Genomic DNA, 25,735 nt, shown 5'->3' on the forward strand with positions numbered 1-25,735 from the left:
GCTTCAGTTGTTGCGATAAGGGTCCTTGGGTTCGCGCCCGGCCGATAAGGTCGCACGGCTGCGCTCGGTGAGCGCCTCGATAGCGTCCGCCAAATGAACTTCGGCGATGTTGTAGTCGCCGCGGGCGACCCTGACCTTGTGAGCCTCCATCAGCACGTCGGCATGGGTGTGGCCCGCCGGCGGCTCGAACCGGTAAGAGGCGAGTTCGATCAGCAGCCCGAGCGGATCTTCGAAATAGATCGAATCCATGAAGCCGCGATCCTTGACGCCGCTGTGCTCGATGGCGCGCTCGTCGAGGCGTTCGACGGCCTGCAGGAATGTCACTCTGGAGACTGCGAAGGCAATGTGATGCACGCAGCCGATGTCTGTCGGCGTCCGCTTCGGGTCGGGCTTGCGGTTCTCGTCGGTGAAGATGGTGATGAGGCGACCGTCGCCGGGATCGAAATAAAGGTGGCTCTCGCTGGCCTTGTCGAGATTGGGCTGCTCGAAGATGAAAGGCATGCCGAGCAGGCCTTCCCAGAAGTCGATCGAGCTGTTCCGATCAGCGCCGACAAGGGTGATGTGGTGTACGCCTTGTGCCTGGAGTTTTCGCATGTGCCATCCTCCGTTGGCAGCAGTGTCGCACAAGCCCGGTCACAAGCAATAGATCGAGAGGATTGCCCGGACCGGTGTCGCGCCGGTCCGATGCCCTGATGGCAGGTGGCTGGTCAGCTGCGGAGGCCGGGGGCTTCCTGGCCGGTGCGCTCGACATACTCGGTGTAGCCGCCGCCATAGGTGTGAATGCCGTCGGGGGTGAGCTCGAGCACGCGGTTGGAGAGGGCGGCGAGGAAGTGGCGGTCGTGCGAGACGAACAGCATGGTGCCCTCATACTGCGACAGGGCGGTGATGAGCATTTCCTTAGTGGCGATATCCAGATGGTTGGTCGGCTCGTCGAGCACCAGCAGATTGGGCGGATCAAACAGCATGATCGCCATGACCAGGCGAGCCTTTTCGCCACCTGACAGAACGCGGCACTTCTTCTCGATCTCGTCGCCGGAAAAACCGAAGCAGCCGGCGAGCGCGCGCAGCGGCGCCTGGCCAGCCTGGGGGAAGGTGTCTTCGAGCTGCTGGAACACGGTGCGGTCGCCGTCGAGCAGGTCCATGGCGTGCTGGGCGAAATAGCCCATCTTGACGCTCGGGCCGCGCGCCACGGTGCCGTTGTCGGGGGTGGAGGCACCGGCGACAAGCTTCAGCAGCGTCGACTTGCCGGCGCCATTGATGCCCATGATGCACCACCGTTCCCTGCGGCGGACCTGGAAGTCGAGGCCTTCATAGATGGTCTTCGAGCCATAGCTCTTGTGCACGTTCTTGAGCGTGACCACGTCTTCGCCCGAGCGCGGCGCCGGCTGGAATTCGAACGACACGGTCTGGCGGCGCTTGGGCGGCTCGACCTTGTCGATCTTGTCGAGCTTCTTGACCCGGCTCTGGACCTGGGCGGCGTGCGAGGCGCGCGCCTTGAAGCGTTCGATGAAGGCGATTTCCTTGGCCAGCATCGCCTGCTGGCGTTCGAACTGGGCCTGCTGCTGCTTGTCGGCCAATGCACGCTGCTGCTGGTAGAATTCGTAGTCGCCAGAATAGGCAGTCAGCGAACCGCCGTCGATTTCGACGACCTTGTTGACGATGCGGTTCATGAACTCGCGGTCGTGCGAGGTCATCAAAAGCGCGCCGTCATAGTTCTTGAGGAAGGCTTCCAGCCAGATCAAGCTTTCCAGGTCGAGATGGTTGCTCGGCTCGTCGAGCAAAAGCGCGTCGGGACGCATCAGCAGGATCTTGGCGAGCGCCACGCGCATCTTCCAGCCGCCGGAAAGGGCGCCGACGTCACCGTCCATCATCTCCTGGGAGAAACCGAGACCGTCGAGCACCTCGCGGGCGCGGCCGTCGAGCGAATAGCCGTCGAGTTCTTCGAAGCGGCCCTGCACTTCGCCGTAGCGCTCGATGACCTGGTCCATCTCGTCGGCGCGATCGGGATCGACCATCGCTGCTTCCAGCTCGCGCATCTCGGCGATCAGTTCGCTGATCGGACCGGCGCCGTCCATCACCTCGGTAACGGGGCTGCGGCCCGCCATGTCGCCGACATCCTGGCTGAAGTAGCCGATGGTGACGCCGCGGTCGACCGAGACCTGACCCTCGTCGGGTTGTTCCTGCCCGGTGATCATGCGGAACAGGGTCGTCTTGCCGGCGCCATTGGGGCCGACGAGGCCGACTTTCTCGCCCTTCTGCAGGGCCGCCGAGGCCTCGATAAAGACGAGCTGCTTGCCGTTCTGCTTACCGATGTTTTCGAGACGAATCATGTTTTGTAGGACCCAGAAGATTGGTCGGGTCACCACGCCAGCGGTTGCGCCCGTAAAGAGACCGCCCGTAAAGCATTCCGCACCTTGGCGCGCAAGGGCCGCCGATGTCACAGGCATCGGCGGCGCAAAGATAAAACCCGCCATCCTAGCCGAGCAGGTGGCGCAGCACGCCGGCCGACGCGATGCCGACGATGACGGTCGGCAGCATCGACAGCCGCGTCGCCGCAAGCACGGTGATCGCGAGTGCCGCAAGGTCGGCCGGATTGTCAGAGACGAAATCGGGCGCGATGACCGAGATCAGCACGCAGCCGGGCGCTGCCTCCATCACGGCTGTGGCGCGCGGGCTGAGCGTCCGGTTGCGCAGCATGACATAACCGCCGATGCGGGTGAGGTAGGTAGCTGAGGCCATGAGCACGATGGCGAGAAGGTTGATCGGGTCGATCATGCATCACCTGCAACGAAATAGGCCGCGACGAGGCCGGATAATGCACCGGCAGCTACATACCAGGCACCAGGGACGAGCAGATGGGAGAGTGCGGCAACGACCAGGCTGACAAGCCAAGGTCTCGCAGCGGCAACGCCATTCCACATGCCGGCAAGCAGCACCAGGAACACGGCCGGGAAGGCCATGTCGAAGCCATAGGCCTCGACGTCGCCGAGTACCGGGCCGAGTGCACCGCCAAGGCCAGTGAAGATGACCCAGGCGAGGTAGAAGGGGATCGAGGCGCCGGCGTAGTAGGGCAGGCTGAAGGCCGGGCCGATGCCTTCCGACGCCCGCCTCCTGGCGTCGGCGAGACCGAGCGCCCAGCTCTCGTCGCACATCAGGAAGAGTGCCGGAAAAACCTTGCGCCTGGGGAGGTGACGCAGGAACGGTGCAAGGGCTGCTCCCATCAAAAGATGACGGCTGTTGACCAGCAAGGTGATGGCGGCGATGAGCAGTACATGCGGCGGCGATGTCCACAGTTGGATCGCGGCGAATTCCGAGCCGCCGGCGAAGTTCAGCCCGGTCATCAACGGTACCTCGACTGGGCTCAGCCCCTTCTGCGCCGCCTGGGCGCCAAGCACCAACGCGTAGGGCACGATGCCGAGCAGCACCGGTGTGCATGAGCGCATGCCGCGCCAGAACTCGGAGCCGATGCCGCCTTCGGTCCGGTCGGACAGTGCTTCCTGCGAAATACTCATGAAATCATCCTCGCGTGCCCTGAGGTGCGCGCTTTCCCAAATGGTTCGAACTGATGGTGTCGAACCGCAGCTTAGTCCAGCGCAGGCGCAATTTTCTTGCGAAGATTGTTGATTATGACATCTGGATGGCATCCGATGCGTCATGTGAGAGAAAAATTGGAATCCTGAGCCAATGAAGCTTGATGACATCGACAAACGCATCCTGCGCGCGTTGCAGCGCGATGGCCGGATGGCGAACAACGATCTGGCACGCGAAGTCGGGCTGTCGCCGTCGCCCTGTCTCAGGCGTGTCAAGCTTCTGGAGGAGGCCGGCGTCATCGACCGCTACGTCGCGATGCTCAATCCGGCCAAGATCGGCAAGGGGCAGACCTTTTTCACGCGGATCTGGCTGAAGGCACAGGACGAGGACACGATCGAGCATTTCGCGGCCGAGGTGGTGAAGCTGCCGGAGGTGCTGGAATGCTACCTGATGCTCGGCGACTGCGACGCGATGGTGCGGGTCGTTGCGGCCAACATCGATGCCTATCGGCGCTTCCAGTCCGAGCATCTCAGCCGCATCAAGGGCGTGCAAAACGTCAAGACGGACGTGCCGAGCCAGACGATCAAGCAGACATCGGAAATGCCGCTCTAGCCGGAATGCCGGCAATGGAGAAAAGGCCCCGGCTGTCGCCGGGGCCTCTTGCGTGGGTCAGGCTGGCTGGACCAGATTGGCCAGCAGGCGGAAGGCGCCCGGCACCAGCTTGTCGAGCTGGTGATGCAACACGAGCGAGGTGTGGGTGTGGCGACCCTTGCCGATCTCGGCCGACAGCAGCGAACCTTGCAGCTTGTCCTCGCCCTTGTCGCTCATCGCCAGCAGCGGCTTGTAGGCCTGGTCCCATTCGGAGGCGAAGTAGAGGCCGCGCTCCTTGTCCCAGTTGGCCCAGTCGTCCGGCCCGATCTTGTTCGGCTTGTTGAGCAGCGGGTGTTGTGGCTCGAGGATATCGACCTCGGATGCTGCGTCGGTGACACGGTAGCGGATCGAGGGCGAGCCGATCTTGAGGAACAGCGGCGGCACCTTCTCTGCATCCCAGCCATCGCTGGGGCGGTGGTAGAGCGTGACGAGATGGCCGCCATCCTGCACCCATTTGTGCAGTTCGGGCACGGCCTTGACCAAATCCTTGCGCTTGCCGAAAGCGAAGATGCCGACAACGATGGTCTTGAGGTCGCGATAGCTGCCCTGTTCGACATCGGCAGGGCTGAGTTCGACGACGTCGATACCGAGCCGCTTCATCCAGAGCCCGACCTTGTCGTTGCCGCCGCTGATGTAGCCGACCTTCAGACCGGTCAGTTCGGCGCCGACCGTCTGCACCGGCACCGAGACCCTGGTCGGCACGACCGAGCGGCCGATATGCGGGTAGGTGAAGGTGTTGATGGCATAGGCGTCCTTGCCGAGCAGCTGAGGCTCGATGGCAAAGCGCGTTTCGCCGGGCTTTGCCGGTGGCTGCAGTTCGAACGTGCCTGACACATCAGACGCTTCGCCCGACGGGTTCAGCGCCCAGCCCTCGGGCAGGTCGATCTTGAGGTCCCCAACCTTGGCGTTGGTGACGGTGGCGGTCATGGCGACAGGCGCCAGGTCAGCTGCGGTGTTGAACACCACTGCATCGGGCTTGAGCTCCAGGGATGCCGCAGGTACGACCCTGAGTGCGTCTTCGAGATCGACGTCGAGCACCGCCGAATGGCCGCCGATCTTAGCGGTGAGGCGCACGAAGGCATCGCCATTGCCGCCGAGCGGGTCGAACTGCTCGGTCAGCGGGTTGGTGAGCTCTGCGTCGGCTGCCACCAAGAGCTGGTCGTTGCTCGCCGTCAGGCCTTTGCGGGCAATGATCTCCGCCGATTCGACGACAACGTTTTCAGGCGCTTCTACCAAGGTCTTGATGGTGATGCTGTCGCCTGGCTTGAGGTCTTCGCCATCGGTGAAGGCTCTGACATGCATGCCGGCGGCGGTTGCCAGAACGAGGTCGATTTCGCGCGCCTTGCGTTCGAGACGGTGGGCAACCTGAGCGCGCAGCTCCTGCGGCAGCTGCTTGCGCGCTTCGGCGATGGCCTTGGCGATTTCGACCGCCTTGGAGACCACCACGACCGGATCGCCATAGTCGGCGATGGCCTCGTCGATCAGACCCTGCGCGTTGCGCAGCGCGTCGGCCGAAGAGGCCGGCATGCCGTCGAGCCTGGCAATGTCGCCGACGGTGGCGATCAGGCCCTCGCGGATGTCGTTTTCGCTTTTGGCCGGCTCGCCCTTGGCGACACGGGCAAGATGCAGCTGCCATTCGGTCTGCGGCTCCACGCGCCACTTGCCCATGCCCTGGGTCAGGTGGCAGGAGCGCGACCACTCGCCCATCTGCGGGAAAGTGGCGCCGGAGATCTTGTCGCGTTCGGGTGCGGTGACCGTCAGCGTGGTGGGCGGCGGAGGTGTTTCGTCGTCATAGACGCCGCCGCCGCCGCCATAGGCCGGCGAATAGATCTTGGGCACGTTCCACGGGTCCAGGCCGGAGGCGATCTGGTCCGGATATTCCTTGGCGTCGCCCGAAATGTCGGCGGTGACGAAGGTGGCAACCACGGCGGCGCGGTGCTGGCCGTGCTGGCCCGGCACGTCGAGGAAGCAGTTCATGACGATGTCGGGCTTGTACTGGCGGAAAGCCCAGGTCATGCGCTCGACGACACGATCACGACCCCAGCGATCGATGGTGGCGTTAGGGTCCTTGGAGAAGCCGAAATCGTGCACCGAATCGGAATGGCCGCGGCCACCGAAGGCGAGCGAGGCGTCGAGCGAGCGTGAGGCTTCCTGCATCTCGCGGGTGCGCAGCACGCCGAGCACCGAGCCGCGCTCGGCACCGATGTTGTTCTGGCCGCCTTCGCCGCGGGTGATGCAATAGAGCACGGGGCGGATGCCGTAGACGTGGCGCAGGGCGGCAAGCAGGCCGCTCGGCTCGTCGTCCGGATGGGCGCCTGTCGTCATGAAAGTGAGCGTCGAGGTCAGTCGCTCGAGGCGGCGGTGCAAGGTCACGATTGCCGGCTCCAGCTTCTGTCGGGCGATCAGCTCGAGGTCGGTGGCGGGCGCGGCGTGTGCGGCAGTGCGCATGGCCAGAAGGGCGGGCGGCAGCGAGGCGATGAACAATCGCCGGGTCATCGTGGACATGGAAATCTCCTCTCGTAATCAGGCGGCGCCTAGAGGTGGCAGCTCCCCTCCCGTGGGCGCCTCCGCTGGCCAATGGGGTCAGCAATGCAGACTATGGCCAGCAAGATAAAATAACTCAAGTAAGTTTATATAATTGAGAGGGTGCTTACCTAAGGTGAGAAGGAGACGGGAGCGAGGACATGTCATGTCATCCGGGCCTGCAGCGGCGTTGTTTTCTGCTGCTGCGGCATGCTTCGTGCCGTGCCCTCGGCAGTGACGACGGATGCTGGTCCGGCATCAAAAGACAACTGGCTCAAAGGGGCGCGTGGAAATGGCGCTGCCCCCATCAGAGAATCAATTGGGGGACGTCTGGCGGCGTCCCCCAATGACAGTCGTGGCGATCGTGGCGGCGCTATGCGGCAATGGCCGTCTGAACGCTAGCTGCAACCAGCGCGTCGACCTTCGCCGTTGCCTTGGCGAGTGCCGCTGTGACCGCGTCCGGGCCCATGCCGACGCCCTCGATGCGGATAACCTCCACATCGGTCATGCCGATGAAGCCGAGCACGCTGCGCAGATAGGGGATGGCATGGTCCATCTGGACTGCTGCACCTTCGGAATAGATGCCGCCCGAGGCGAGCACGATGTAAACCTTCTTGCCGGTGACAAGGCCCGCGGGGCCATTTTCGCCATAGGCGAAGGTCTTGCCAGAGCGGGCGACGTGATCGACCCAGGACTTCAGCGTCGACGAGATGTTGAAGTTGATGAAGCCGGTGGCGAGGATGACGGTGTTGGCGGCGAAAAGCTCGTCGAGCACGGCGTCGGAAACCCCGACCACCTCGGCCTGGCGCTGGGTCCGGTCTTCGGCAGGCGTGTAGATGCCGGTGGCATAGTCGGCATCAATATGCGGCAGCGGGTTGACGACGAGGTCGCGGACGACGAGCTCTGGGATCGGCGGCGACCAACTTCTGGGCGAATTCGGTGGCGATGCGGGTGGAATGCGAGGCGGCACCGCGCGGGCTGGACGTGACAAGCAGGACGGACATTGCGGTTTCTCCGGGGGGTGGGGGTGTTCGGTGCAATGAATATGGCCTGGTCGACCCATTTGAAAAACTGGCATATTATCTATACGATCCATCCATAATATGGATGGATAGATGCAGCCCAATCCCACTCTCGACCAACTCCAGGTCTTTGTTGTCGTGGCTGAAACCGGAAGTTTTTCCGCCGCCGGCCGCAAGCTCAATCGCGCGCAGTCGGTCATCAGCTATGCCATCGCCAATCTCGAGGCACAGTTGGGCCTCAAGCTGTTCGAGCGCGAAGGTACCCGCGAGCCGCAGCTGACCGACGTCGGCAAGACGATGCTGGAAGACGCCCGGCGCATGATCGGCGTGCTGCAGCGGATACGCTCGCGGGCCAGCGGCCACCAGCAAGGGCTTGAGGCGGAAGTCGCGATGTCGGTTGAAGTTGCCTTGCCGTCGCCGGTGCTGGTCCCGGTGCTGAAGGCACTAGAGGAGCGGTTTCCGACCGTAGCGCTGCGCCTGCACGTCGGTTCGCTCGGGCTGATCATCGATCAGGTCATGACCGGGCAGGCCGATCTCGGGGTTGGCAGCATAACGGGCGAGGCCGAGGTGCAGCTCGTTCCCCTTGGCTTCATGTCCATGGTGCCGGCAGCCGCCCCCGATCATCCGCTGGCACAGTTTTCCGGTCCGGTGCCGCTGGAAGAGATGCGTGAGCACATCCAGCTCGTTGTGTCAGACCAGTCGGAGCGGACGCGCGGACGCGATTTCGGCGTGTTCGCCTATCGCACCTGGCGGCTGACCGACATGCGTACCAAACACGCCCTTATGCGTGAGGGGCTCGGCTGGGGCGGTCTGCCCCGCTGGCTGATCGCCGACGATCTGGCAACGGGCCGCCTGGTGGAGCTCAACCTCGAGCCCTGCAGCGAGCAGCGCTCGCCACTGTTTGCCATGCACCGCGCCGACCGCGCACCAAAGCCGGCTGCGGCCTGGCTGATCGAGCAGTTCAAGCGCGAGCTCGGCTGTTTCAACGAGTTCGAGCCGCATCGCCGGACAACGACCGGCATGGCGTGAGCGTCAGGAGCGCTGGTCAGGCGTCATCAGGCCGTCGATCAGGGCAGAGATGACCTCGACCTGGTCGGCAAAGGCGGCACCCGCATCGATCGCCAGTGCGGCGCGGTCGAAGGTGGCGGCGAGCAGGCTGGTAAGCGGTGCGAGCGGCAGCTTGCGCATGGCGCCGGCACGCATCGTCGCTGCCAGGCCCTCGCGCAGCGTGCGGTTGCCGTGGCGATCATCGATGGCGTCCATGCCGGGACGGCCGAGCACCGCGGGTCCGTCGAGCAGCAAAAGCCGCGTCCGTCCCGGCATCTGCATCGCCCGGAGATAGGCTTCGGTACCGACAAGAAGCGCTTCGCGGGCGCCAAGGGAGACGGGTGCCGCGCGTTCGATCTCTTCGGCAACCGCATGCGCCTCCTGCTCGACGACCGCCGCAAACAGCGCCTGTTTGTCGCTGAAGTGGTGATAGAGCGCGCCGCGCGTGACGCCGGCCGCAGCCACGATCTCCGGCGTGCCGGTTTCGGCATAGGATTTTTCGGTGAACAGCCTGCGCGCGGCAGCGATCAGGTCGCCGCGCGTCGCCTCGGTGCGGTCACGGTTGGAACGGCGCTCGTTTTTCACTTGCATACATGCAGCCTGTATGTTAATTCGCATTTACATGCAGACTGTATGTTGATTGAGGAAAGAAGGAAAGCCATGAAAACGACCAGCTACTATCCCGTGATCATGACCGGCGACGTCGCCGGCACCGCCGCTTTCTACGTCAAGCACTTCCGCTTCGAGTCACAGTTTGACGCCGGCTGGTATGTCCATCTGCGGTCGGCAGAAGACAGGGACGTCAATCTCGCCATCGTCCAGGGCGACCACGAGACGATCCCCGAAGAGGGGCGCGGGCAGGTCGCTGGCCTGCTGATCAATTTCGAGGTCAAGGATGTCGACGCCGTGCATGCGCGGCTCGTCGCGGAAGGGCTACCGATCCTGCGTTCGCTGCGCGACGAAGACTTCGGGCAGCGCCACTTCATCACCAGGGACCCCAATGGCGTGCTGATCGACGTCATCACCCCGATCCCGCCGAGCCCCGAGTTTCTGGCACTGTATGTGCCGGATACGGTTGGCGCCTGACGCAAACGAAACCTGACGCAAACGAAAACGGAGGCGCCGCGAGGCGCCTCCGTCATTTTACCGATATCGGCTTCAAACCCGGTCGGCAGGTCAGTCCTGGATGTAGCAGCGCTTGCGGACGCCTGGCGCCGGATCGCCGAAGTTCTCGTTGTCACAGTCGACGCCGTCACGGAACACACCTTCCTCGAACTGCGTCATCGTGCCGTAGCGCACCCGCTTGCGGCCGTAGAAGTCGCAATACTCGTTCTCGTTGGCGCAGGCCACCCAGCGCTTGCGGCGCGGTTCGCCGTAGCCGCCGTTGCCATAGTCGCCGCCGCGGCGGCCTCGCTCGACGATGTAGCATTCCTTGCGCATGCCGGGCGCCGGGTCGCCGAAGCTGCGGTTCGAGCAGCGGACAGCGGGAGCATCGATGAAGCGCGAGGTGGTCCTGCCTTGCGCGCCGTAGACGACTTCGGCGGGATAAGGCAGGCGGCAGGTGCCGCCTTCCGATGCGCAGCGGGTCAGCCGTTGAGCCTCTGCGGGGGTGGGGGTGAATGCAGACACGGTTGCCGCCAGTCCGGCGATGCAGATCGATGCGAAGGCAGTCCGCATCGTAAGGGTTTGGGCGATTGACACGATAGATGTCCTCGAATCGTTGGAGGCCTCGACCTTAGCGGGCATGGCTTGAACGCAAGATGAATGCGGCGATTTGAAGAAAGTTTCCGTGTCTGGGTCAGACAAGATGACCTTGGGGCAAGCAAATGTCTCTAAGTGCTCGAAGCTGCTGCCGGCGATTGCCTGCCTCCGCCAGCGGGCTGTGGCGAGCAGTGGATGCAAACACTGCTCAGCAATGACTAAGGTTGTGCCAATACCTCTACCAGCGCCGTTCGCTTGATACCCTCGTATATTTCGAACCGGCGCCCGGCGTGAAGCCGCTGGTGCGGCGCCTCCGGAGATAAGAAATGTGCGCTCACATTGCCCCTGTCGAACTCCAGGACGACACTCCAAGTCACTCCTGATGGCCAGTCCAAGTCTTCCTCAAACTTTGCGGGGGTCGAATAGATCCCACTCGTTGGTTGTGGGCCTTCGGCAAGCCATTTGAGGCGGACCCGTACAGCTGGGGGTTCAGCTTGCTCGAGCATTCTGGTTCTATTGCCCCGGCTGAGACCACGATGGCAGCGCGCCCGGACGCTCCTGAACCGGATAGACGCGGTCGTAGGCCAGGTTGAAGACGAACGCGTAGGCCATGTAGAACAGCGCAAAAGAGGCATCCATCAGCAGCGCCTGGAGGAGGCTGACGCCGAGATACCAGGCGATGAACGGCATCAGGACAGCGAGAAGCCCGACCTCGAACAGGACGGCGTGAGCGACACGCACCTTAAGCGATTTCTTGACGCTGCCTCTTATCGCCAGAAGCAGGTGGTCGAAGCCGAGATTGAACAGGTAGTTCCAGATCGTTGCGATCGTCGCGCTGACGATGGCGACGGCGCCGATGTCGCCCATGGGCATATGGAAAGCCCAGGCGCCAAGCGGCGTGACGAGCGCCAGCCCGATCAGTTCGAAGCTGATGGCGTGGCGAACACGATCAAGAGTGGTGCGCATATTAGCCCCGTGGGATTTCGGCCCGTTCCGAAAAAAGCGTCCCAGATGGGGGAGATGGTCCTCGCTTCGGAGACAAGATTAAGAACCGTGCCAGATGTGCAGTACTGCCATGGTCGGTTGTTCGATGGTGCCAGGGGCAAAGATGATTGCAGGCCTGTAACTGCCGTCCCGCGCGGCGCCGGTATTGTCCGGCTACTTCCTGCGATGGGAAAGGATCGTGCCGGCGCCGGCCAGTGTCAGCACGGAGCCGGCAATGAAGGGCGGTATGAATACGGCCAGCGCCTCGGTGTCCTTCCACCGCAGCCGGAAATCATTGCAGCCGGTGCCGCAGCCATAGGCGTTCAGCCAGACCCAGCCGCCAATGGTCGCCAGGCAGACCAGTACGCCCAGGACGAGCAGTGCGTATCCCAACAGGCGCAGCAGAGCCTCCCGCGAAATGGAAAAACCGAGGTGCTTGTGCAGCACCTCGGTTCAGCCTTGTCAATCGGCGGTAGCCGAAACGCAGTCAATCCAGCGGCTTGGCCGGCGCCGTTGAGAAAATGATTCCGGCCGGCTTTCCGTTCTAGAGGCTGGGTCCGTCCTCGCCTGCGGCCTTCTTGTCGCCCTTGGAGAGGCCGGTCAGGCGGTCGATATAGGCGAGCAGCAGCGCCGACAGGACGAATGCCAGATGGATGATGGTCAGCCACATCAGCTGGTCGGAGGTGTATTGCTGGGCGTTGAGGAACACCTGCAGCAGGTGGATCGACGAGATCGCGACGATGGTCGAGGCAACCTTGATCTTGAGCGAGCTGATGTCGATGGTGCCGAGCCAGTGGACCTCGCCGTCATGGTTGTCGAAGCGGCTGACGAAGTTCTCATAGCCGGAGATGATCACCATCACCACCAGAGAGGCGACAAGGGCCGCGTCGATCAGGCCGAGCACCTTGAGGATGGTGTCGGTGTCGTCGAGCACCATCACCTTCATGACGAATTCGTAGAGCTTCTTGACGAAGGACAGCGCGTAGATGCCGAGCGCCACGGCGAGGCCGAGGTAGAACACCACGAGCAGCCAGCGTGAGGCGAGGATGATGGATTCGACAGCGTGTTCGAGGCGTTTCATGAGACGTCCGAAATTTGCGATTGGAAACTGAGGCGGTGCCGACGAATGCAACAGCTTCGGGGATAAAACAAGGCCCGGCCGCTGGAGGGGGGATTCGGCCGGGCCTGATCTCCTGAAACGCCGGAGATGAGACGGGGCAGGGAACCACGTCACCCACAAAGTGGCATCAAAATCCAGCGATTCAATGGCCAAAGCCGGGTGATCGCGTGATTGTTACCGGCGATTCCGTGGCCAAAAAGGGCGTGGGATCAAGCAAAAACCCGCCCCGCAATACGCGGGGCGGGCCTTGTTTCAGCGTCTTCAGATGTTAGTTGGCGCTGGCGATCGGCGCCACCAGCGGGGTGATCCGGCGGATCGCGACTCGGCGGTTTTCTCGCTCGGGCTTCTGCGACTTCACCTTGAGGTAGCGCTCGCCATAGCCCTGTGTCGACAGGTTCTCCGGCTGGATGCCGAAGACATTGGTCAGCGCATCCGCCACAGCCTCGGCGCGGCGATCCGAGAGCGCCAGGTTGGCGACATCGGAACCCACGGCGTCGGTGTGTCCTTCGATCAGGAAGGTTTCGGCCGGGTTCTTCTTGAGCAGCTTCTCCATCGCATTGGCGACGCCCTCGAGCTTGGCGATTTCGCTCTCGGGGATCGAGGCTGAGCCGAACTCGAAGCTCAGTGTGTCGAGGTCGACGCGCCGGGCGATGTCGCGGACACGGGCCGAACGCTTGACCTCGTCGACTGAGTAGAGGCGCTTGACGCGCTCCACCGGAGGACGCTCGAGGAAGTCGTAATAGGCGTCGTCATCCTCGACATATTGCGCGTCGAGAATGTACTCGTTGCGCGGAATATTGAGCTGCAGCGGCGGCAGGTCGAGACCCGGATCGCGCCATTCGTCCATACCCTCGTAATACTGGTCGTCGACATAGCTCAGCACATATTCGCGGCCATCGGGGGTGATGCGCGAGCGCTGCACGATGTCGCCATATCGGTTGCGGATGGTGATGATCTGGTTGCCATTGTCGCGAACGATGACCTCGCGAGTACGGCCGCGCGGCAGTTCCTCGTAATAGACGTCCTGCGCATCACGCGTGATACGCGGCCGGTCGTTGCTCTCGACGATGATCTGGTTGTTGATCTGGATGATCACCCGATCGCCGATCTCGCGCAGGAACTCACTGCCTTCAGGTCGCGGCCTGCGGCGCAGGTCGACCTCGGGCATCTTTTCGATGCGGGTGCCCTTTTCGGCAGTGACGGCCTGGATCTCGACAGGCTGGGCTGCCTCGGTGGCCGTCTTGTCGTCAACCGGCGGCGGCCCCGGATCGACGGGCACCGGTACCGGCTGTGCCGCCTGCTCGCCAGTCTGGCCTTCGGGTGCGGGCTGAGCGGGCTGGCCTTCGGCAGCCGGCTGCCGGCCACCAGCCTCGGCGGGTGGCGCTTCCTTCTGGCTGTCAAGCATCGGCGCCTCGTTGGGGTTCACCGGCGGCTGGTTTGCAGGCGCTTCGCCCTGTTGGGCGGGCTGTTGCGGCTGTTCACCAGTTGCCGGTTGCTCGCCGGTCGCGGGCTGCTCGGTCGAAGGCTGCTGCGCGGCAGGCTGTTCGCCCTGCGCTGGCGCTTCGCCTGCGGGTGCGGTGGTTTCGGGCGCCGGAGCAGGGGTGGGAACCTGTTCCGGGGTCGCTTCTGCAGGCTTCTCCGCCGGTTGCTCGGCAGGCTTTTCGGCCTGGGGCGTCTGCTCGGGCTGGGCCTCGGGCTGCGGTGCTACCTCAGGCGTCTGGGCCGGCTCTTCGGCAGCCGGGGCCTTGTCCCTAGGCTTGCGCTTCGGTGCCGGCTCTTCGGCCTGTGGTTCCGGTTGAGGCGCTGCCTCCGGTTCGGCGGCAGGCTGTTCTGCCTGGGGCTGCTGCTGTTCGGCAGCGGGCTCGCGCTTCTTGCGCTTGGGGGTGGGTTCTTCCGCCTGCGGCTGAGGCTCTGCCGGCGGCTCGGGTTCAGCCTGCGGTGCGACCTCTTGCTGAGGTGCAGGTTCTTCCGCCGGCGCCTCGCGCTTCTTGCGGCGTGGCTCGGGCGCTGGTTCTTCGGCCTGCGGCGCTGGCTGCGGCTGCGGCGCGGGTTCCGCCTGTGGCTGCGGTTCGGGCTGAGGCTCAGGCTGCGGGGCCGGTTCCGTCTGCGCCTCCGGGGCAGGGGCCTGCTGGCCACCACCCTGGCGCGCTGCACAAGCTTCCGCCGATTCGCCTTCCTGGCAGTCCGACTGGACGCGGATCAGCGGCAGCGTAGCCCCCGCTTCGTTCAGCGCGCCGTTCGGCAACGGCATGGCGCCCAACGGCGCGGATGCCATGAACAGGCCGATAGCCGTGCCTGCGAGAATCCGTGGTTGGCGTTTCATCGTTGGAAATCTCCTCGAAGTGAAGTTCGGTCCCGTCCCGGCCCAAACAGATGGAACCGTCAATGGTTCCGCTTGTCGTGCCAGTCGCATCGCATCGGGGCGATTGCCCGACGGCAACATGGCAATATCGTGGTTTCGCTGAACTGGCGATGAATGAGAAGGGCGGCTTGACGCGCCCCCCTTTCGGGGCCAAATGCCAGCCATGGACGATGCCTATTGGAAAACGACGCCGCTGGAGGCGATGAGTCCGAGCCAGTGGGAACAGCTCTGCGACGGATGCGGCAAATGCTGCCTGTCCAAGCTCGAGGACGAGGATACCGGCGAGATCTATTGGACCAGCGTCGGCTGCCGACTGTTCGACGGCGCGACCTGCCGCTGCGCCGACTATGCCAATCGCCTTGCGCGCGTGCCGGACTGTGTCGGGCTGACGCCTGAGAACGTGCGCACGATTTCCTGGCTTCCCAGCACATGCGCCTATCGCCTCGTCGGTGAGGGCCATGATCTCTATTGGTGGCACCATCTTGTTTCGGGCAGCCGCGAGACGGTGCACGAGGCCGGCGTATCGGTGCGCGGCAAGCTAACCGCCTCCGAGGACGATATGGCCGAGCCGGAAGACTATTTCGACCACATGCTGGACGAAGAGCCGTAAGCGCCAAACTCGCCCGACACAATACGCTCAATGCCATTCAGGTGGACGGCCAAGGCCCTTCAGGTGGCTGTCTTCCATCTGCTCGACGGCTCACGCAGTGTTGCGGTGTGTAAAAAATACTTAGCAGAATCAAATATTTGATACATGAACCGAAAATGAATGCGTGGTTCGAAAACGGTTCAGCTTGGGAGGCGCATTGTCTGCCCATCGCTCAGGCAGAAATGGCCTGTCGCCCTGAGTTCAAAGGAGAAGACCCAATGTTCGACAAGATCAAGACTGCGGCCCTTTCAGCCGTCATCGGTTTCAGCACGCTGGCCGCCATTCCGGCGACCGCCCAGGCCGACGGCCTCTATCTCAATCTCGGCCAAGGTTCGCCAAATGTCGGCGTCTACGTCCAGGACCGCGACAATCGTAACGGCAACTGGGATAATGGCGGCCGCTGGGACAATCGCCACGACAACCGCTGGGGCCGCCCGGGCGGCCGTTGGGACCGCGCCTGCTCGCCTGACCGCGCTGTCGACAAGGCCGAGCGCATGGGCCTGCGCCGCGCCCGAATCGTCGACGTCAACCGCCGTTCGATCACGGTGAGCGGACGCAAGTACGGCGAGCGCGTCGCGATCACCTTCGCCCGCGCCCCGAATTGCCCGGTCGTCCGCCGGTAACTTCAAAGGCGTCGGACACGTCCGATCGCAGTAGCGGGAGCCCCTTTCCCCTCGGGGAAGGGCGGTGGCTCCAAACAAAACCCCGGAGGCTTGGCCTCCGGGGTTTTTCATTGTCTTGAGTGGCTGATCGTTGTCGAACTGCCTTGCCCGCGATCTGGATGGGCTCTGCCGCGCCGTTTCATCCGCGACAGAGCTATTCCGGATTTGGTCGCCCGTCAGTTCTTCAGTTCAAAAGTGACGTTGACCTGGACGCGGTAGGCGTTCTCGCCCGCCTCGACAGGCGCGGCACCGGCTGCGCGGTCGAACGACTTGGCCTGCATCGGCATGGGCGGCGGGGCATAGGACTGGTCGGTGATTTCGAGCACCTTGCCGACCTTGACGCCTGCCGCCTCGGCCAGGACCTTTGCCTTGGCGATAGCGTCGGCAACCGCAAGCTTGCGCGCCTCGGTGATGACACCTTCCGGCTTCTCGTTGGTAAAGCTGATGCCGCCGCCCTGGTTGACGCCGAGAGAGACGGCCTTGTCGAGGATCTCGCCGGTCTTGGCGATGTCGCGAACGCGCACCGACAGGGTGTTGATCACCTGGTAGGCGACGAGTTCGGCATCCTGCGAGCCGTCCGGCTTGTTGGTGTAGTTATAGCGGGGTTGGATCTGAATTCCGGCCGTCTGCAGGTCGCGGTCGGCGACGCCGGCTGCCTTCATCGCGGCGATCACCGCGGCCATGGCGTCGTTGTTGGCGTCGAGTGCCTCGCGCGCGGTCTTGGCCTCGCGCATAACCGACAGCGACAAGAGCGCCAAATCCGGCGCCACCGAGGCTTCGCCTTCGCCCGTCACGACGATGCGCGGCGACGGTTCGTTGTCGGCGCGGGCGGCAGCCGCAGGAAGCGTCAGCGCTGCTGCAAGTGCAAGCGCCATGTATTTGCGATTCATAATATAATCTCCGTTGTCCTGAGCCCTTCGGGAGTGTCAGATAGGGGCGGATTATGGGTGGATTGCGGCAGCGCGCAACAGATGCGCGAAGATGGCTTGTGCCAGCGCGCAAAACTGACTATCCAGCCCGCGTGTGGGGCCTGTAGCTCAATGGTTAGAGCCGGCGGCTCATAACCGCTTGGTTGGGGGTTCGAGTCCCTCCGGGCCCACCAAACCATTTTCTTTCTGCTTTTGCGTTTTTGAGTGTGCACCAGCAGGTGCACACTGGAGCACGCGCCTCCTTCACAAGATCATGCGTAGCGCGAAAGAACTTCGCCCAGACCTCGCTTGAGACGCGGGCCAATGTTGGCCTGTTCGAACACCTGCCGCAGATGTTCGACGATGGCTGCCGCACTGGGCATTGATTCGCGTGAATGTCGGGCTATGAGCTGACGCTTGCGATCTGTCTCTCGATATCTCGCATGATTACGCAGAGCCGGGAAAGATCGTCCTGCCACGTCGATGATTGATCCTGGCCCTTGAAAACGCTGCATCGTTCCAGCTCGCGCAATTGCGCGCAGCCGCTCGAGCTTGCGCTGCGGGCTCAGCGAGGAATCTTCACAAATGTCTTCAAGCGTCATTCCAACATCCCAATGGAGGGAGGCTTATAGATGGCATCGAATTCAGTGCCAATGGTTCAGAGGTGTCAGGTCAAAAACTGCCAAACGACAATACTGTTCCGCACTCGCCAGGCTTGTCGGCTCATGAATCCTGCTGGAGCCGCATGGCGGCGCCGGAAGCGTGCGGCCCACGCCGAGCAATGCCGGCCGAGCCGCGCAATCGTTAGATGCAGACCTCCGGCGACGGCCCCAGCAGACAGATCCAAGCTGGCCCTGCAGACCGGTCACCCCTTTTGGCTTGCGAGACGCTCCAGCGCGTCGACGACCAGGTTGCAGAATTTTGAGGTGGTCGCATCGCCACGCTGTGGCGGAAGTTGACCTGCTCGCCGGCGGTTCCGCCGAAATGGCGCATGCCGCCCATCTTCTCGCATTGCAGACGGTCATGCCCTGGGTCCAACGACCGGCGAATTCGACGCGCTCTGCAACCGGCTCCGTTGCTCGCGGCCTCCAGAGGCTATTTTGCGCGATGCCGACGATCTTGCTTGATACGGCCAGTATTTCACTGCACATCGCTCGGCATGGCGGATGAGACAAGCAACCGACGTCGGGATTTGCTGTGGGCTTGGCCCACATCGCTGATCCTGCATGGGCTCCTCGTCGCTGTCCTGGTGGCATACAGCCAGCCGCGGCTGCCTGAACAGCAGGAGGAGACGGTAAACGTCACTCTGGTGCCTCCGCCGGAACGGCCAAAGCCGCAACCTGCGCCGCAACCGCCCGCCAAGGCTGCCGAACCCGAAAAGCCTGCGGCGCCGAAGCAACAGCCGGTGCCGGCCAGCCAGCCGCCCAGGCCGGCGCAAATCGAGGTGCTGAAGCCTGTTTTCCGGTTCGGGGACAAGGATGCCGGATCCGGAAAATCGCCGGAGGAAGGCAGCGTTCAGAACGCCGCGCCGTCGTCGACGAAGGACGCCGAAGCGACGCCGCCTGCTGAGAAACCGGATGCGGCCAAAGACGCCGCGACGCAGGCAGCGGCGGCAAAGGACGCCGAACCCGCCCAGGATGCGGAGAACGAAGCGGCCTCGAACCAGGACACGGGCAAGCAGGAGGCCGACAAACAGGAGGGCTTGGCGGACGGTGCCGACAAGCCGGCAATCACGGCACCAGCGCCATTGGGCGCTGCCGTCAATGACGGTGAGATCGCGCTGCCCGCCATGGCCAAGGCGCCGGAGCCCCGACCGGCGAATGCGTCGAAGCCCAGCCTCGCGAGGATTCCGAAATCCGCAAGCGGCAGCGCCCGGGCACCAAACTCAAGGAATGCCGGCGTTGCCTCATCGCAGCCCTTTTCGGGATTGCCAGGTGTCAGAAACCCCCGATCGCAAGGCGCTACCGGCGATGCGTTGACCATGACCTCGATGGCCGGCGTGCCGCGCGACAAGCGGGCCGCCAACCTCTGTGCCAGTGCGTTGCAGAAGAAATTGGTCGACGCCTCTTACTCCCCCGACCTGGTGCCACTCATTCCGCTGAAGCGGGGCAATGTCCTTGACGTCCCGGAGGCCGCCTTCCGTACGCGGACTGCTTGGCACGCGCTGAGCTTTAGATGCGAGGTCGACACCGAGGCGACGGAAATCCGGTCCCTGTCCTTCCGTGTCGGAGCCAAGATCCCACCCGAAGAGTGGGCGCGCCTGGGCCTGCCTGCAAACAACTAGCAGTTTGCCCAAGGGATCCTGATCTGCGGTCCAACCGCGTCGCCACTCTTCCGCTCCAGCGCCTTTGCGTGATATCAGGCTTGGAGAGGGATAACCGAAGCTCAGCCTCGAAACCCGGCAAGCCAGTTGTGCTGTGTCGGGGGGTGTTTCTTTCTTCCCGGCATGGCGCGACCATGTCTCGGAAGGCAGCATATGGACCCTCGTATTTTTCTCTTCGCCCTGGCGACGTTTGCCACCGGCACGGCGGAGAACATCGTCATCGGCATCCTTCCCGATGTTGCCGCCAGCCTTGGCGTTTCGCTCGGCCTGGCCGGTCAGTTGACCACCGCCTTTTCGCTGGCCTTTGCTTTGGCGGCTCCGGCAGCGCTGGTGCTGACAGGGCGCATGGAGCGCAAGTCGATCCTCGCTCTCGCCTTGGCATTGTTCATCCTGAGCAATCTGGTCGCGGCTCTCAGCCCTGGTATCGCAGTGCTGTTTGCCGCGCGCATCGCCATGGCGGCGGCCAGTGCCGCTGTGTGCCTAGTGGCCACCATGCTGGCGACCGAACTCGCCGGGCCCGAACGGCGCGGGCGGGCAATCGGTCTGATCTTCGTTGGGATCAGCGGATCGATGGTGCTGGGCGTTCCCGCCGGAATGCTGGTCAACAACCTGCTTGGCTGGCGCAGCGTGTTCGTGGCGCTCGCGTTGCTGGCCTTTCTGGTCCTTGCGGTCTGCCAGCTGTTGCTGCCGATTTCAGCCAGCAGGCCGCTGGGCGTGGCGGGCTATCGCCGACATGTCGGGTCGCTGCGGCTGGTATCCGGCCAGTTGGCGTCGATCATGATGATAGGCGGCCACTTCGTATTGTTCGCCTATCTCGCGCCCTATGTCGTCGACGTGGTCGGCTTCGACGACGAGAAGCTCGCTCCGATCTTCATGGCCTTCGGTATCGCCGGTGTCAGCGGCGGTTATCTCGGCGGCTGGCTGACCGATGTGCTTGCGCCGCGCACCACAATCGTCGTTGTCCCTCTTGCCTATCTCGTTGTCCTGCTCGCCATTCCGGCGGCGTCTTCCATGCCATTGGTGTTCCTGGGCCTGATGATGGTCTGGGCCTGCATCAGCTGGATGATCTCGCCGGTGGTGCAGAGCTTCCTCATCAGCGCGGGACCTGACACCGCGGAGGCCGGTGTCAGCCTCAACCTGTCGGCCATGCATGTCGGCGTGGCCCTCGGCACCGCGATCGGCGGGCTCGTGCTCGAACATGGTTCGACAGCGGTCTTGCCCTGGACAGGCACCATCCTGACAACGCTTGCCGTTGCCGCCAGCCTGATCGCAGCCTGGCGTGTCGCAGACAAGCCGAGGCGGCCTGCGATCGAAGTTTGAAAAGTCGAACATTTCGTTCGACTATGCCGGCATGAAGCGCTTCGCATTCGTCCTCGCCCGCGATTTTACGCTGTCGCCGCTGTCGTTGTTCGTCGACACGCTCCGGCTCGCCGGGGATGAAGGCGATCGCAGCCGTCGAGCTGCCTTCGACTGGCAGATCATCGGAGAGCTGGGGCTGCCCATCCGGGCGAGCTCCGGCATCGAGCTGATGCCGACCGCGCCAGCTCTCCGCCCCGAGGATTACGACAACGTCCTCGTCGTCGGCGGGCTGCTCGGCCGGAAGAATTCGCTGCCGGCGTCGGCGGAGCGGTTCGTCGAGAATGCCGCAAGGAAGGACGTGCCCGTCGGCGCCCTTTGTACCGGCAGCTTCGTGCTTGCCGAGATGGGATTGCTCGACGGTCACAGGGCTTCCGTAAGCTGGTTTCATATCGAGGATTTTCGCTCCCGTTTCCCCGACGTCGACGCATCATGCGACCGGCTTTTCATTGTCGACGGCAATAGGGCGACATGCTCGGGTGGGGCAGGTGCCGCTGACCTGGCGGCGCATCTCGTCTCGGGTGTCATAGGCGAGCAGTCGGCGTCCAAGGCGTCGCGGATTCTCCTGCTCGACAGGGTCAGGGATGCCGACGCCGTGCAGCCCAATCTCGAGCTTTTCCCTGAGGCGAAAACGTTGTCGGTGCGCCGGGCGTTGCTGGTCATGGAAAGCAATCTGCAGGAGCCGCTGGCGATCGTCGACATCGCCCGGTCTGTCGGCGTGTCCACCCGGCAACTGGACCGTGACTTCGCAACGCAGCTCGGCACCAGTCCCGCGCGCGCCTATCTGAAACTGCGCATCAGCCTGGCGACGCGCCTGCTGAGCTCGGGCAAGAACCCGGTCGGCGAGGTGGCGTTCCAGTCCGGCTTCGTCAATGCCGGGCACTTCAGCCGGGTGTTCCGCAAGATGACGGGCCTGTCGCCGACGGAAGCCTCCCGCCGCTCGCCAGCGCTGTGAACCTGTAACAAAAGATAAGATCGATTTGGTGCCTATTGGCGGCCGCGGGCCACCGCTGGTGTGCATTAGCCGGGAACCTTGGCAGGCCGATTCACCAACATTTCTTTTGAACTTTGGATAATGCACGCTCAGAGTGCGACGGCGGCAGGCCCTTTCACCTCTCGTCAGACATGCCTACTGGATGACCTTGAGCACCATGGCAGTTGCTACCTCGGCCTATGCAATGCACGTAATGTAGCGCTTTACGCCTGAAGTGTTCGGCGACAAGCTGGCCTGAAGCCAGCTCCGCTTTTACGTATTTGGTTCATAGTTCAAGTTCGACATGAGTGCCTGATGGTGTTGAACAACAGAGCAACGCATACCCTTCACGCGGCGCTACCGCGGGTGCATGCAGATATGCGACGTCGCCGCTGATGAGGCGTGTTTCACAGCGGTGACATGTGCCTGATCGGCACTCGAAGTCTGGTTCAACGCCATTCTCTTCGGCCAGTTCGAGGAGAGAAATCGGAACGTCCGTGGACCATTCTGCCTGCTTCCCAGACAGGCTGAAGGTCACTTCTGCGTGCCTTCCTTCAGCCGGTTGACCAAAGGTCAACTGAGCGCTGAACCGCTCGGAATGGATCTTTTCCGGAGAAACCCCAGCCTCGATGAGGATGTTCCTTACGTGGGCTTCGAAATCGGCGGGGCCGCAGATATAGAAAGGGCTTTCCAGTCCCGACACTTGGATTTCGTTTCCTGCGTACATCAGGGGATACGATTCCAAAAAAGGGTGGAATGATGCCTTGTTCAAACGTCCTGCTATGTCGAAGTCTTGGCCAAGACGATCCTCTTGGCGTGGGCTGGAGTAAGCTATGATCGATCTGAAGTCCGGGTAGCGGGCCAGAATGTCATTGACCTCTTCTCGATGGGCGTGGGAGGCGCCGTTCCTGGTCGAGTGGACCCAGACAGCAGGGGGCGGGTTGGGGCGCTTCGCGTGAGCTTTCAACATACTGAGCAATGGGGTTAGCCCTATTCCCGCGCTGATCAGGACGGGACGATACAAGCTGCTGCGATCCAGGGTAAAGGTGCCTTGCGGGTTTCTGAGTTCAACCGCATCGCCTTCGCAGAGGTGATGTAGTAGGGGGGACGCTCGCCCTTTGTCGTGACGCTTCACCGTAATACGATAGTTGTTTGAATCCTCGTCATAATCGGAAATGCTCCAGTTCCTAATCAAGCCGGCACGCAGTCGAACTGGCAAGTGCTGACCGGCAAGATATCCAGCAATTGGCAGATTGTCGTTCGGGGCGAGAATGAACGACTTCACGCCTGTTCCCGCCTCCTCGATCCGCGATATTCTGAAACGGCGCCAGCCCTTCCACTGCCCAGCAGCCGCACGTGCCCCATCGAGGACTTGGTTGAGCTTTCTGCGGATCGCGGCAGCGGATTGCCCGCCGATGCATGGGATAGCCAGCGCGCCTAGAAGCTTATCCGCATCTCCTGGAGATTTCTTTGACAGTTGTCTGGCGAGCTCGCCGACAGTAATGGTCCTGTCAGGAGCATCGATGATCTCAATGCGGTCGCCTGGTTTGATCCATCCTGTCTCGATAACCCTGAAGTAAATGCCAACCTGCCCGGTGAGCATCATTTCAGGAATGAAGGAATCTGGTTGCCCCATCCGCCACATGAGTTTGTAGCAAGGTAAGCGCGGTCCAACGACCTGAAGCAAGGCATCGTTTCCAAACTTCATTGTCGTGCCGATCGGCAGCCTGTTTTCGTCGAGAATACCTGAGATCGTGAGGTTCTCGCCCCAGTATCCGAGCTTCCAATCGGAAGCGTCGAGACCGAGTTGTTGAGGCCAGATGCTATAGTGCTCCAGGGGTGTTGCCAACACATGTTCGGAATGAACTGCCGTGCGGTTGTTCTTCGGCCCTTTCTGATCAAAGAAAATGGGTTGATTGACGGCCTCACGGAGAATGGAGGTTCGCACTAATCTCCCATTCATCACGATATCCTGCGGCAGAGCTACGCTTACCGCCTCGACTCTTCCGGGAAAATTGAAATCCACCATCCACCATCTCCGGGGCCAAAAATGTTTGGAAGGGCCTACATTGCGCCGTGCTGCGACCTAGCCGGCACCTTCACTTCCGGCATCGCGCCGATCAGCATGCGGGCATATTCGCTTTTTGGGGCGTCGAAAATTTCAGCGCAGTCGCCTTGTTCGACGATCTCGCCGCGGTTGATCAGCGCCACCCGGTCGCAAAGATAACGCACCACGGCGAGATCGTGGCTGATGAAGAAGTAAGTCAGCCCGAGGCGATCCTGCAGTTCGCAAAGGAGATTAAGAACCTGCGCCTGCACCGAGACGTCGAGCGCCGAGGTCGGCTCGTCGAGCAGCAGAAGCTCCGGGCCTGAGGCGAGGGCGCGTGCGATGCAGATGCGCTGGCGCTGGCCGCCGGAGAACTCGTGTGGATGTCGGTGCAGGTGCTGAGGGCCCATGCCGACGAGCGAAAGCAGTTCGGCGGCGCGGTCGCTGCGCTGTCTGTTGGTCAGGCCGAGTGTCTCATGGTGGATGACGAGCGGTTCGGTCACGATGTCATAGACCGACATGCGCGGGTTGAGCGAAGCGTAAGGATCCTGGAAAACGATCTGGACGCGCGAGCGCAGGCGGCGCAGTTCGGCGTCGGAGAGCTTGCCCAGGTCCTGGCCCTGCACGCGGATGCTGCCCGATGTCGGCGTGTCCAGATGCAGGACGGAGCGGGTCAGCGTCGTCTTGCCCGAACCGCTTTCGCCGACGAGACCGAAGCTCTCGCCCTTGCGCACGCTGAGCGACACGTTCTTCAGCGCATGGACTTCCGGCGACGTGCCGAAGATGCCGCGACGCCCGGGGTAGATCTTCGAGACGTTGTCGATCTCAAGCATGATCTCAGTCATCGACGAGCGCCTCCATTTCATTGACGCGGATGCAGGCGGCAGCATGGTTTTCGCCGACCGAGACGGGCGCCGGCATGGCCGTGGTGCAGGCAGCGAGGGCGAACCGGCAGCGCGGCGCGAAGCGGCAGCCCGGCGGCGGTGTGATCAGGTTCGGCACCGAGCCTGCAAGGCCGCGAAGCTCGCCGCGCCGGGTTTCGCGCGTCGGGATCGCCGACATCAGGGCACGTGTGTAGGGATGGACGGGATTGCCGATGACGGCAGCTACTGGCCCGCTTTCAACGATGTTTCCAGCATACATGACTGCCACATGGCTGCATGTCTGGGCGACGACGCCGAGATTGTGGGTGATCAGCACGACGCCCATGTCGAAGTCTTTGACGCTGTTCTTGATGAGCTCGAGGATCTGCGCCTGGACCGAGACGTCGAGCGCCGTCGTCGGCTCGTCGGCGATCAGCAGGTCGGGGCGGCCGATCAGGGCCATGGCGATGAGGACGCGCTGGCGCATGCCGCCGGAGAACTGGTGCGGATAATCATCGAGCCGCGCCAGTGCGTTGGGGATGCCAACGCGGGTTAGCATCTCGCCGGCCAGCTTGTGCGCGGCCTGGCGGCGTTCGCGCCGGCCGGCACTGGGCGAACAGCCGATCACGTCAGGGTCGCGATCGGCCGCGGCCAGCGCCACGTCGACGAGTTGCTCGCCGATGCGGAATGCCGGATTGAGGTTGGTCGTCGGATCCTGGAAAATCATGCCGATGCGCTTGCCGCGCAGGCGCTGCATCTGGGCCTGGTTGAGCTTGAGCAGGTCCTGGCCTTCGAGCAGGATTTCACCGGCGGTGTAGTGCGCCGGCGGCGTCGGCTGCAGGCGTGACACCGACAGGCCGGTGAGCGACTTGCCGCAGCCGCTCTCGCCGACGAGACCCCAGATCTCGCCCCGGTTGACGGTGAGGTTGATGCCGTTCAGCACATGCGCCCGGCCGTCGAAGCTGGACATCCTGAGGTGCAGGTCGCGGATCGAGAGGAGAGGCTGGGTCATC

Annotated in this window: 24 protein-coding genes, 1 tRNA gene and 1 pseudogene; 9 read left to right on the top strand and 17 right to left on the bottom strand. The window is 63.0% G+C overall.

All coding sequences use genetic code 11. The annotated features are described in order from the left end of the window. Window positions 1–3: 3 nt before the first annotated feature. From DY201_RS11345 to DY201_RS11360, 4 genes are all read right to left on the bottom strand, one after another. A complete protein-coding gene (locus tag DY201_RS11345) occupies window positions 4–594 on the bottom strand; it encodes a VOC family protein (protein WP_115731286.1) in 591 nt (196 codons plus the stop codon). A gap of 113 nt (window positions 595–707) precedes the next feature. Next, window positions 708–2,330: an ABC-F family ATP-binding cassette domain-containing protein gene (locus DY201_RS11350; RefSeq protein ID WP_115731287.1), complete on the bottom strand. Its 1,623-nt coding sequence runs from the start codon at window positions 2,328–2,330 to the stop codon at window positions 708–710. A gap of 145 nt (window positions 2,331–2,475) precedes the next feature. After that, a complete protein-coding gene (locus DY201_RS11355) occupies window positions 2,476–2,775 on the bottom strand; it encodes an AzlD family protein (RefSeq protein ID WP_115731288.1) in 300 nt (99 codons plus the stop codon). Beyond that, complete coding sequence (locus DY201_RS11360) at window positions 2,772–3,512, bottom strand: AzlC family ABC transporter permease (RefSeq protein ID WP_115731289.1); 741 nt, start codon at window positions 3,510–3,512, stop codon at window positions 2,772–2,774. The genes DY201_RS11355 and DY201_RS11360 overlap by 4 nt, the downstream gene beginning before the upstream one ends. Window positions 3,513–3,684: 172 nt before the next feature. Here DY201_RS11360 and DY201_RS11365 point away from each other — a divergent pair, with 172 nt between their 5' ends. Beyond that, window positions 3,685–4,143, top strand: coding sequence for an Lrp/AsnC family transcriptional regulator (locus DY201_RS11365; protein WP_115731290.1), 459 nt, complete (start codon window positions 3,685–3,687; stop codon window positions 4,141–4,143). Between the two features lie 57 nt (window positions 4,144–4,200). On the opposite strand, the gene DY201_RS11370 is transcribed toward DY201_RS11365, so the two are convergent. Further along, window positions 4,201–6,687 (bottom strand): PIG-L family deacetylase, encoded by a 2,487-nt coding sequence (locus tag DY201_RS11370; protein ID WP_115731291.1) that lies wholly within the window; start codon window positions 6,685–6,687, stop codon window positions 4,201–4,203. 391 nt (window positions 6,688–7,078) lie between these two features. Continuing rightward, window positions 7,079–7,709: pseudogene (locus DY201_RS11375) on the bottom strand (FMN-dependent NADH-azoreductase). Window positions 7,710–7,820: 111 nt separating this feature from the next. Here DY201_RS11375 and DY201_RS11380 point away from each other — a divergent pair. Continuing rightward, window positions 7,821–8,756 carry a LysR family transcriptional regulator gene (locus DY201_RS11380; RefSeq protein ID WP_115731292.1) on the top strand — a complete coding sequence of 312 codons (936 nt, stop codon included), beginning with the start codon at window positions 7,821–7,823 and terminating at the stop codon, window positions 8,754–8,756. A 3-nt stretch (window positions 8,757–8,759) separates the two neighbouring features. Here DY201_RS11380 and DY201_RS11385 read toward each other — a convergent pair whose 3' ends face one another. Continuing rightward, window positions 8,760–9,365: a TetR/AcrR family transcriptional regulator gene (locus DY201_RS11385; RefSeq protein ID WP_115731293.1), complete on the bottom strand. Its 606-nt coding sequence runs from the start codon at window positions 9,363–9,365 to the stop codon at window positions 8,760–8,762. A gap of 69 nt (window positions 9,366–9,434) precedes the next feature. On the opposite strand from DY201_RS11385, the gene DY201_RS11390 reads away from it, so the two are divergent. Beyond that, window positions 9,435–9,860, top strand: a complete 426-nt coding sequence (locus tag DY201_RS11390) for a VOC family protein (RefSeq protein ID WP_115731294.1) — start codon at window positions 9,435–9,437, stop codon at window positions 9,858–9,860. Between the two features lie 90 nt (window positions 9,861–9,950). Here DY201_RS11390 and DY201_RS11395 read toward each other — a convergent pair whose 3' ends face one another. From DY201_RS11395 to DY201_RS11415, 5 genes are all read right to left on the bottom strand, one after another. Then, a complete protein-coding gene (locus DY201_RS11395; RefSeq protein ID WP_245431971.1) occupies window positions 9,951–10,475 on the bottom strand; it encodes a hypothetical protein in 525 nt (174 codons plus the stop codon). Window positions 10,476–10,988: 513 nt separating this feature from the next. Then, window positions 10,989–11,441, bottom strand: coding sequence for a PACE efflux transporter (locus DY201_RS11400; RefSeq protein WP_115731296.1), 453 nt, complete (start codon window positions 11,439–11,441; stop codon window positions 10,989–10,991). A 192-nt stretch (window positions 11,442–11,633) separates the two neighbouring features. Then, entirely contained in the window at window positions 11,634–11,906 is a 273-nt protein-coding gene (locus DY201_RS11405) for a hypothetical protein (RefSeq protein ID WP_115731297.1), read from the bottom strand. Between the two features lie 97 nt (window positions 11,907–12,003). Further along, window positions 12,004–12,540: a TIGR00645 family protein gene (locus DY201_RS11410; protein ID WP_067959907.1), complete on the bottom strand. Its 537-nt coding sequence runs from the start codon at window positions 12,538–12,540 to the stop codon at window positions 12,004–12,006. A gap of 307 nt (window positions 12,541–12,847) precedes the next feature. Then, window positions 12,848–14,902, bottom strand: coding sequence for an OmpA family protein (locus tag DY201_RS11415; protein ID WP_115731298.1), 2,055 nt, complete (start codon window positions 14,900–14,902; stop codon window positions 12,848–12,850). Between the two features lie 202 nt (window positions 14,903–15,104). On the opposite strand from DY201_RS11415, the gene DY201_RS11420 reads away from it, so the two are divergent. Then, window positions 15,105–15,551 (top strand): YcgN family cysteine cluster protein, encoded by a 447-nt coding sequence (locus DY201_RS11420; RefSeq protein WP_067959912.1) that lies wholly within the window; start codon window positions 15,105–15,107, stop codon window positions 15,549–15,551. A 257-nt stretch (window positions 15,552–15,808) separates the two neighbouring features. After that, the gene (locus DY201_RS11425) at window positions 15,809–16,213 is read left to right on the top strand and encodes a hypothetical protein (RefSeq protein ID WP_115731299.1); all 405 of its coding nucleotides are present in this window, start codon (window positions 15,809–15,811) and stop codon (window positions 16,211–16,213) included. A gap of 215 nt (window positions 16,214–16,428) precedes the next feature. Here the strand turns inward: DY201_RS11425 and DY201_RS11430 are convergent, their stop codons facing one another. Further along, complete coding sequence (locus DY201_RS11430) at window positions 16,429–17,142, bottom strand: SIMPL domain-containing protein (protein ID WP_115731300.1); 714 nt, start codon at window positions 17,140–17,142, stop codon at window positions 16,429–16,431. Window positions 17,143–17,278: 136 nt separating this feature from the next. Between DY201_RS11430 and DY201_RS11435 the strand changes: the two genes are divergently transcribed. Next, a tRNA-Ile gene (locus DY201_RS11435) sits at window positions 17,279–17,354 on the top strand. A gap of 78 nt (window positions 17,355–17,432) precedes the next feature. Here the strand turns inward: DY201_RS11435 and DY201_RS28715 are convergent. After that, complete coding sequence (locus DY201_RS28715) at window positions 17,433–17,762, bottom strand: hypothetical protein (protein WP_131922261.1); 330 nt, start codon at window positions 17,760–17,762, stop codon at window positions 17,433–17,435. Window positions 17,763–18,319: 557 nt separating this feature from the next. Here DY201_RS28715 and DY201_RS11445 point away from each other — a divergent pair. From DY201_RS11445 to DY201_RS11455, 3 genes are all read left to right on the top strand, one after another. Further along, complete coding sequence (locus tag DY201_RS11445) at window positions 18,320–19,444, top strand: DUF930 domain-containing protein (protein WP_115731301.1); 1,125 nt, start codon at window positions 18,320–18,322, stop codon at window positions 19,442–19,444. 192 nt (window positions 19,445–19,636) lie between these two features. Then, entirely contained in the window at window positions 19,637–20,803 is a 1,167-nt protein-coding gene (locus DY201_RS11450) for an MFS transporter (protein WP_115731302.1), read from the top strand. A gap of 31 nt (window positions 20,804–20,834) precedes the next feature. Then, the gene (locus DY201_RS11455) at window positions 20,835–21,794 is read left to right on the top strand and encodes a GlxA family transcriptional regulator (RefSeq protein ID WP_115733735.1); all 960 of its coding nucleotides are present in this window, start codon (window positions 20,835–20,837) and stop codon (window positions 21,792–21,794) included. A 304-nt stretch (window positions 21,795–22,098) separates the two neighbouring features. On the opposite strand, the gene DY201_RS11460 is transcribed toward DY201_RS11455, so the two are convergent. Genes DY201_RS11460 through DY201_RS11470 form a run of 3 tightly spaced genes read right to left on the bottom strand, consistent with a single transcriptional unit; the run spans window position 22,099 to window position 25,734 of the window. Next, the gene (locus DY201_RS11460) at window positions 22,099–23,841 is read right to left on the bottom strand and encodes an MOSC domain-containing protein (RefSeq protein ID WP_115731303.1); all 1,743 of its coding nucleotides are present in this window, start codon (window positions 23,839–23,841) and stop codon (window positions 22,099–22,101) included. Between the two features lie 35 nt (window positions 23,842–23,876). Continuing rightward, window positions 23,877–24,704: an ATP-binding cassette domain-containing protein gene (locus DY201_RS11465; protein ID WP_115731304.1), complete on the bottom strand. Its 828-nt coding sequence runs from the start codon at window positions 24,702–24,704 to the stop codon at window positions 23,877–23,879. Next, window positions 24,697–25,734, bottom strand: a complete 1,038-nt coding sequence (locus DY201_RS11470; protein WP_115731305.1) for an ABC transporter ATP-binding protein — start codon at window positions 25,732–25,734, stop codon at window positions 24,697–24,699. Before DY201_RS11470 ends, DY201_RS11465 begins: the two co-directional genes overlap by 8 nt. Window position 25,735 lies beyond the last annotated feature (1 nt).

The sequence above is a fragment of the Aminobacter aminovorans genome (assembly GCF_900445235.1).
Taxonomy (GTDB): Bacteria; Pseudomonadota; Alphaproteobacteria; order Rhizobiales; family Rhizobiaceae; genus Aminobacter; species Aminobacter aminovorans.

Excerpts from the sequence above, each read along its gene's own strand:
- DY201_RS11345 (WP_115731286.1), bottom strand. The coding sequence starts at position 594 with ATGCGAAAACTCCAGGCACAAGGCGTACACCACATCACCCTTGTCGGC.
- DY201_RS11350 (WP_115731287.1), bottom strand. The coding sequence starts at position 2,330 with ATGATTCGTCTCGAAAACATCGGTAAGCAGAACGGCAAGCAGCTCGTC.
- DY201_RS11355 (WP_115731288.1), bottom strand. The coding sequence starts at position 2,775 with ATGATCGACCCGATCAACCTTCTCGCCATCGTGCTCATGGCCTCAGCT.
- DY201_RS11360 (WP_115731289.1), bottom strand. The coding sequence starts at position 3,512 with ATGAGTATTTCGCAGGAAGCACTGTCCGACCGGACCGAAGGCGGCATC.
- DY201_RS11365 (WP_115731290.1), top strand. The coding sequence starts at position 3,685 with ATGAAGCTTGATGACATCGACAAACGCATCCTGCGCGCGTTGCAGCGC.
- DY201_RS11370 (WP_115731291.1), bottom strand. The coding sequence starts at position 6,687 with ATGTCCACGATGACCCGGCGATTGTTCATCGCCTCGCTGCCGCCCGCC.
- DY201_RS11380 (WP_115731292.1), top strand. The coding sequence starts at position 7,821 with ATGCAGCCCAATCCCACTCTCGACCAACTCCAGGTCTTTGTTGTCGTG.
- DY201_RS11385 (WP_115731293.1), bottom strand. The coding sequence starts at position 9,365 with ATGCAAGTGAAAAACGAGCGCCGTTCCAACCGTGACCGCACCGAGGCG.
- DY201_RS11390 (WP_115731294.1), top strand. The coding sequence starts at position 9,435 with ATGAAAACGACCAGCTACTATCCCGTGATCATGACCGGCGACGTCGCC.
- DY201_RS11400 (WP_115731296.1), bottom strand. The coding sequence starts at position 11,441 with ATGCGCACCACTCTTGATCGTGTTCGCCACGCCATCAGCTTCGAACTG.
- DY201_RS11410 (WP_067959907.1), bottom strand. The coding sequence starts at position 12,540 with ATGAAACGCCTCGAACACGCTGTCGAATCCATCATCCTCGCCTCACGC.
- DY201_RS11415 (WP_115731298.1), bottom strand. The coding sequence starts at position 14,902 with ATGAAACGCCAACCACGGATTCTCGCAGGCACGGCTATCGGCCTGTTC.
- DY201_RS11420 (WP_067959912.1), top strand. The coding sequence starts at position 15,105 with ATGGACGATGCCTATTGGAAAACGACGCCGCTGGAGGCGATGAGTCCG.
- DY201_RS11425 (WP_115731299.1), top strand. The coding sequence starts at position 15,809 with ATGTTCGACAAGATCAAGACTGCGGCCCTTTCAGCCGTCATCGGTTTC.
- DY201_RS11430 (WP_115731300.1), bottom strand. The coding sequence starts at position 17,142 with ATGAATCGCAAATACATGGCGCTTGCACTTGCAGCAGCGCTGACGCTT.
- DY201_RS28715 (WP_131922261.1), bottom strand. The coding sequence starts at position 17,762 with ATGACGCTTGAAGACATTTGTGAAGATTCCTCGCTGAGCCCGCAGCGC.
- DY201_RS11445 (WP_115731301.1), top strand. The coding sequence starts at position 18,320 with ATGGCGGATGAGACAAGCAACCGACGTCGGGATTTGCTGTGGGCTTGG.
- DY201_RS11450 (WP_115731302.1), top strand. The coding sequence starts at position 19,637 with ATGGACCCTCGTATTTTTCTCTTCGCCCTGGCGACGTTTGCCACCGGC.
- DY201_RS11455 (WP_115733735.1), top strand. The coding sequence starts at position 20,835 with ATGAAGCGCTTCGCATTCGTCCTCGCCCGCGATTTTACGCTGTCGCCG.
- DY201_RS11460 (WP_115731303.1), bottom strand. The coding sequence starts at position 23,841 with ATGGTGGATTTCAATTTTCCCGGAAGAGTCGAGGCGGTAAGCGTAGCT.
- DY201_RS11465 (WP_115731304.1), bottom strand. The coding sequence starts at position 24,704 with ATGACTGAGATCATGCTTGAGATCGACAACGTCTCGAAGATCTACCCC.
- DY201_RS11470 (WP_115731305.1), bottom strand. The coding sequence starts at position 25,734 with ATGACCCAGCCTCTCCTCTCGATCCGCGACCTGCACCTCAGGATGTCC.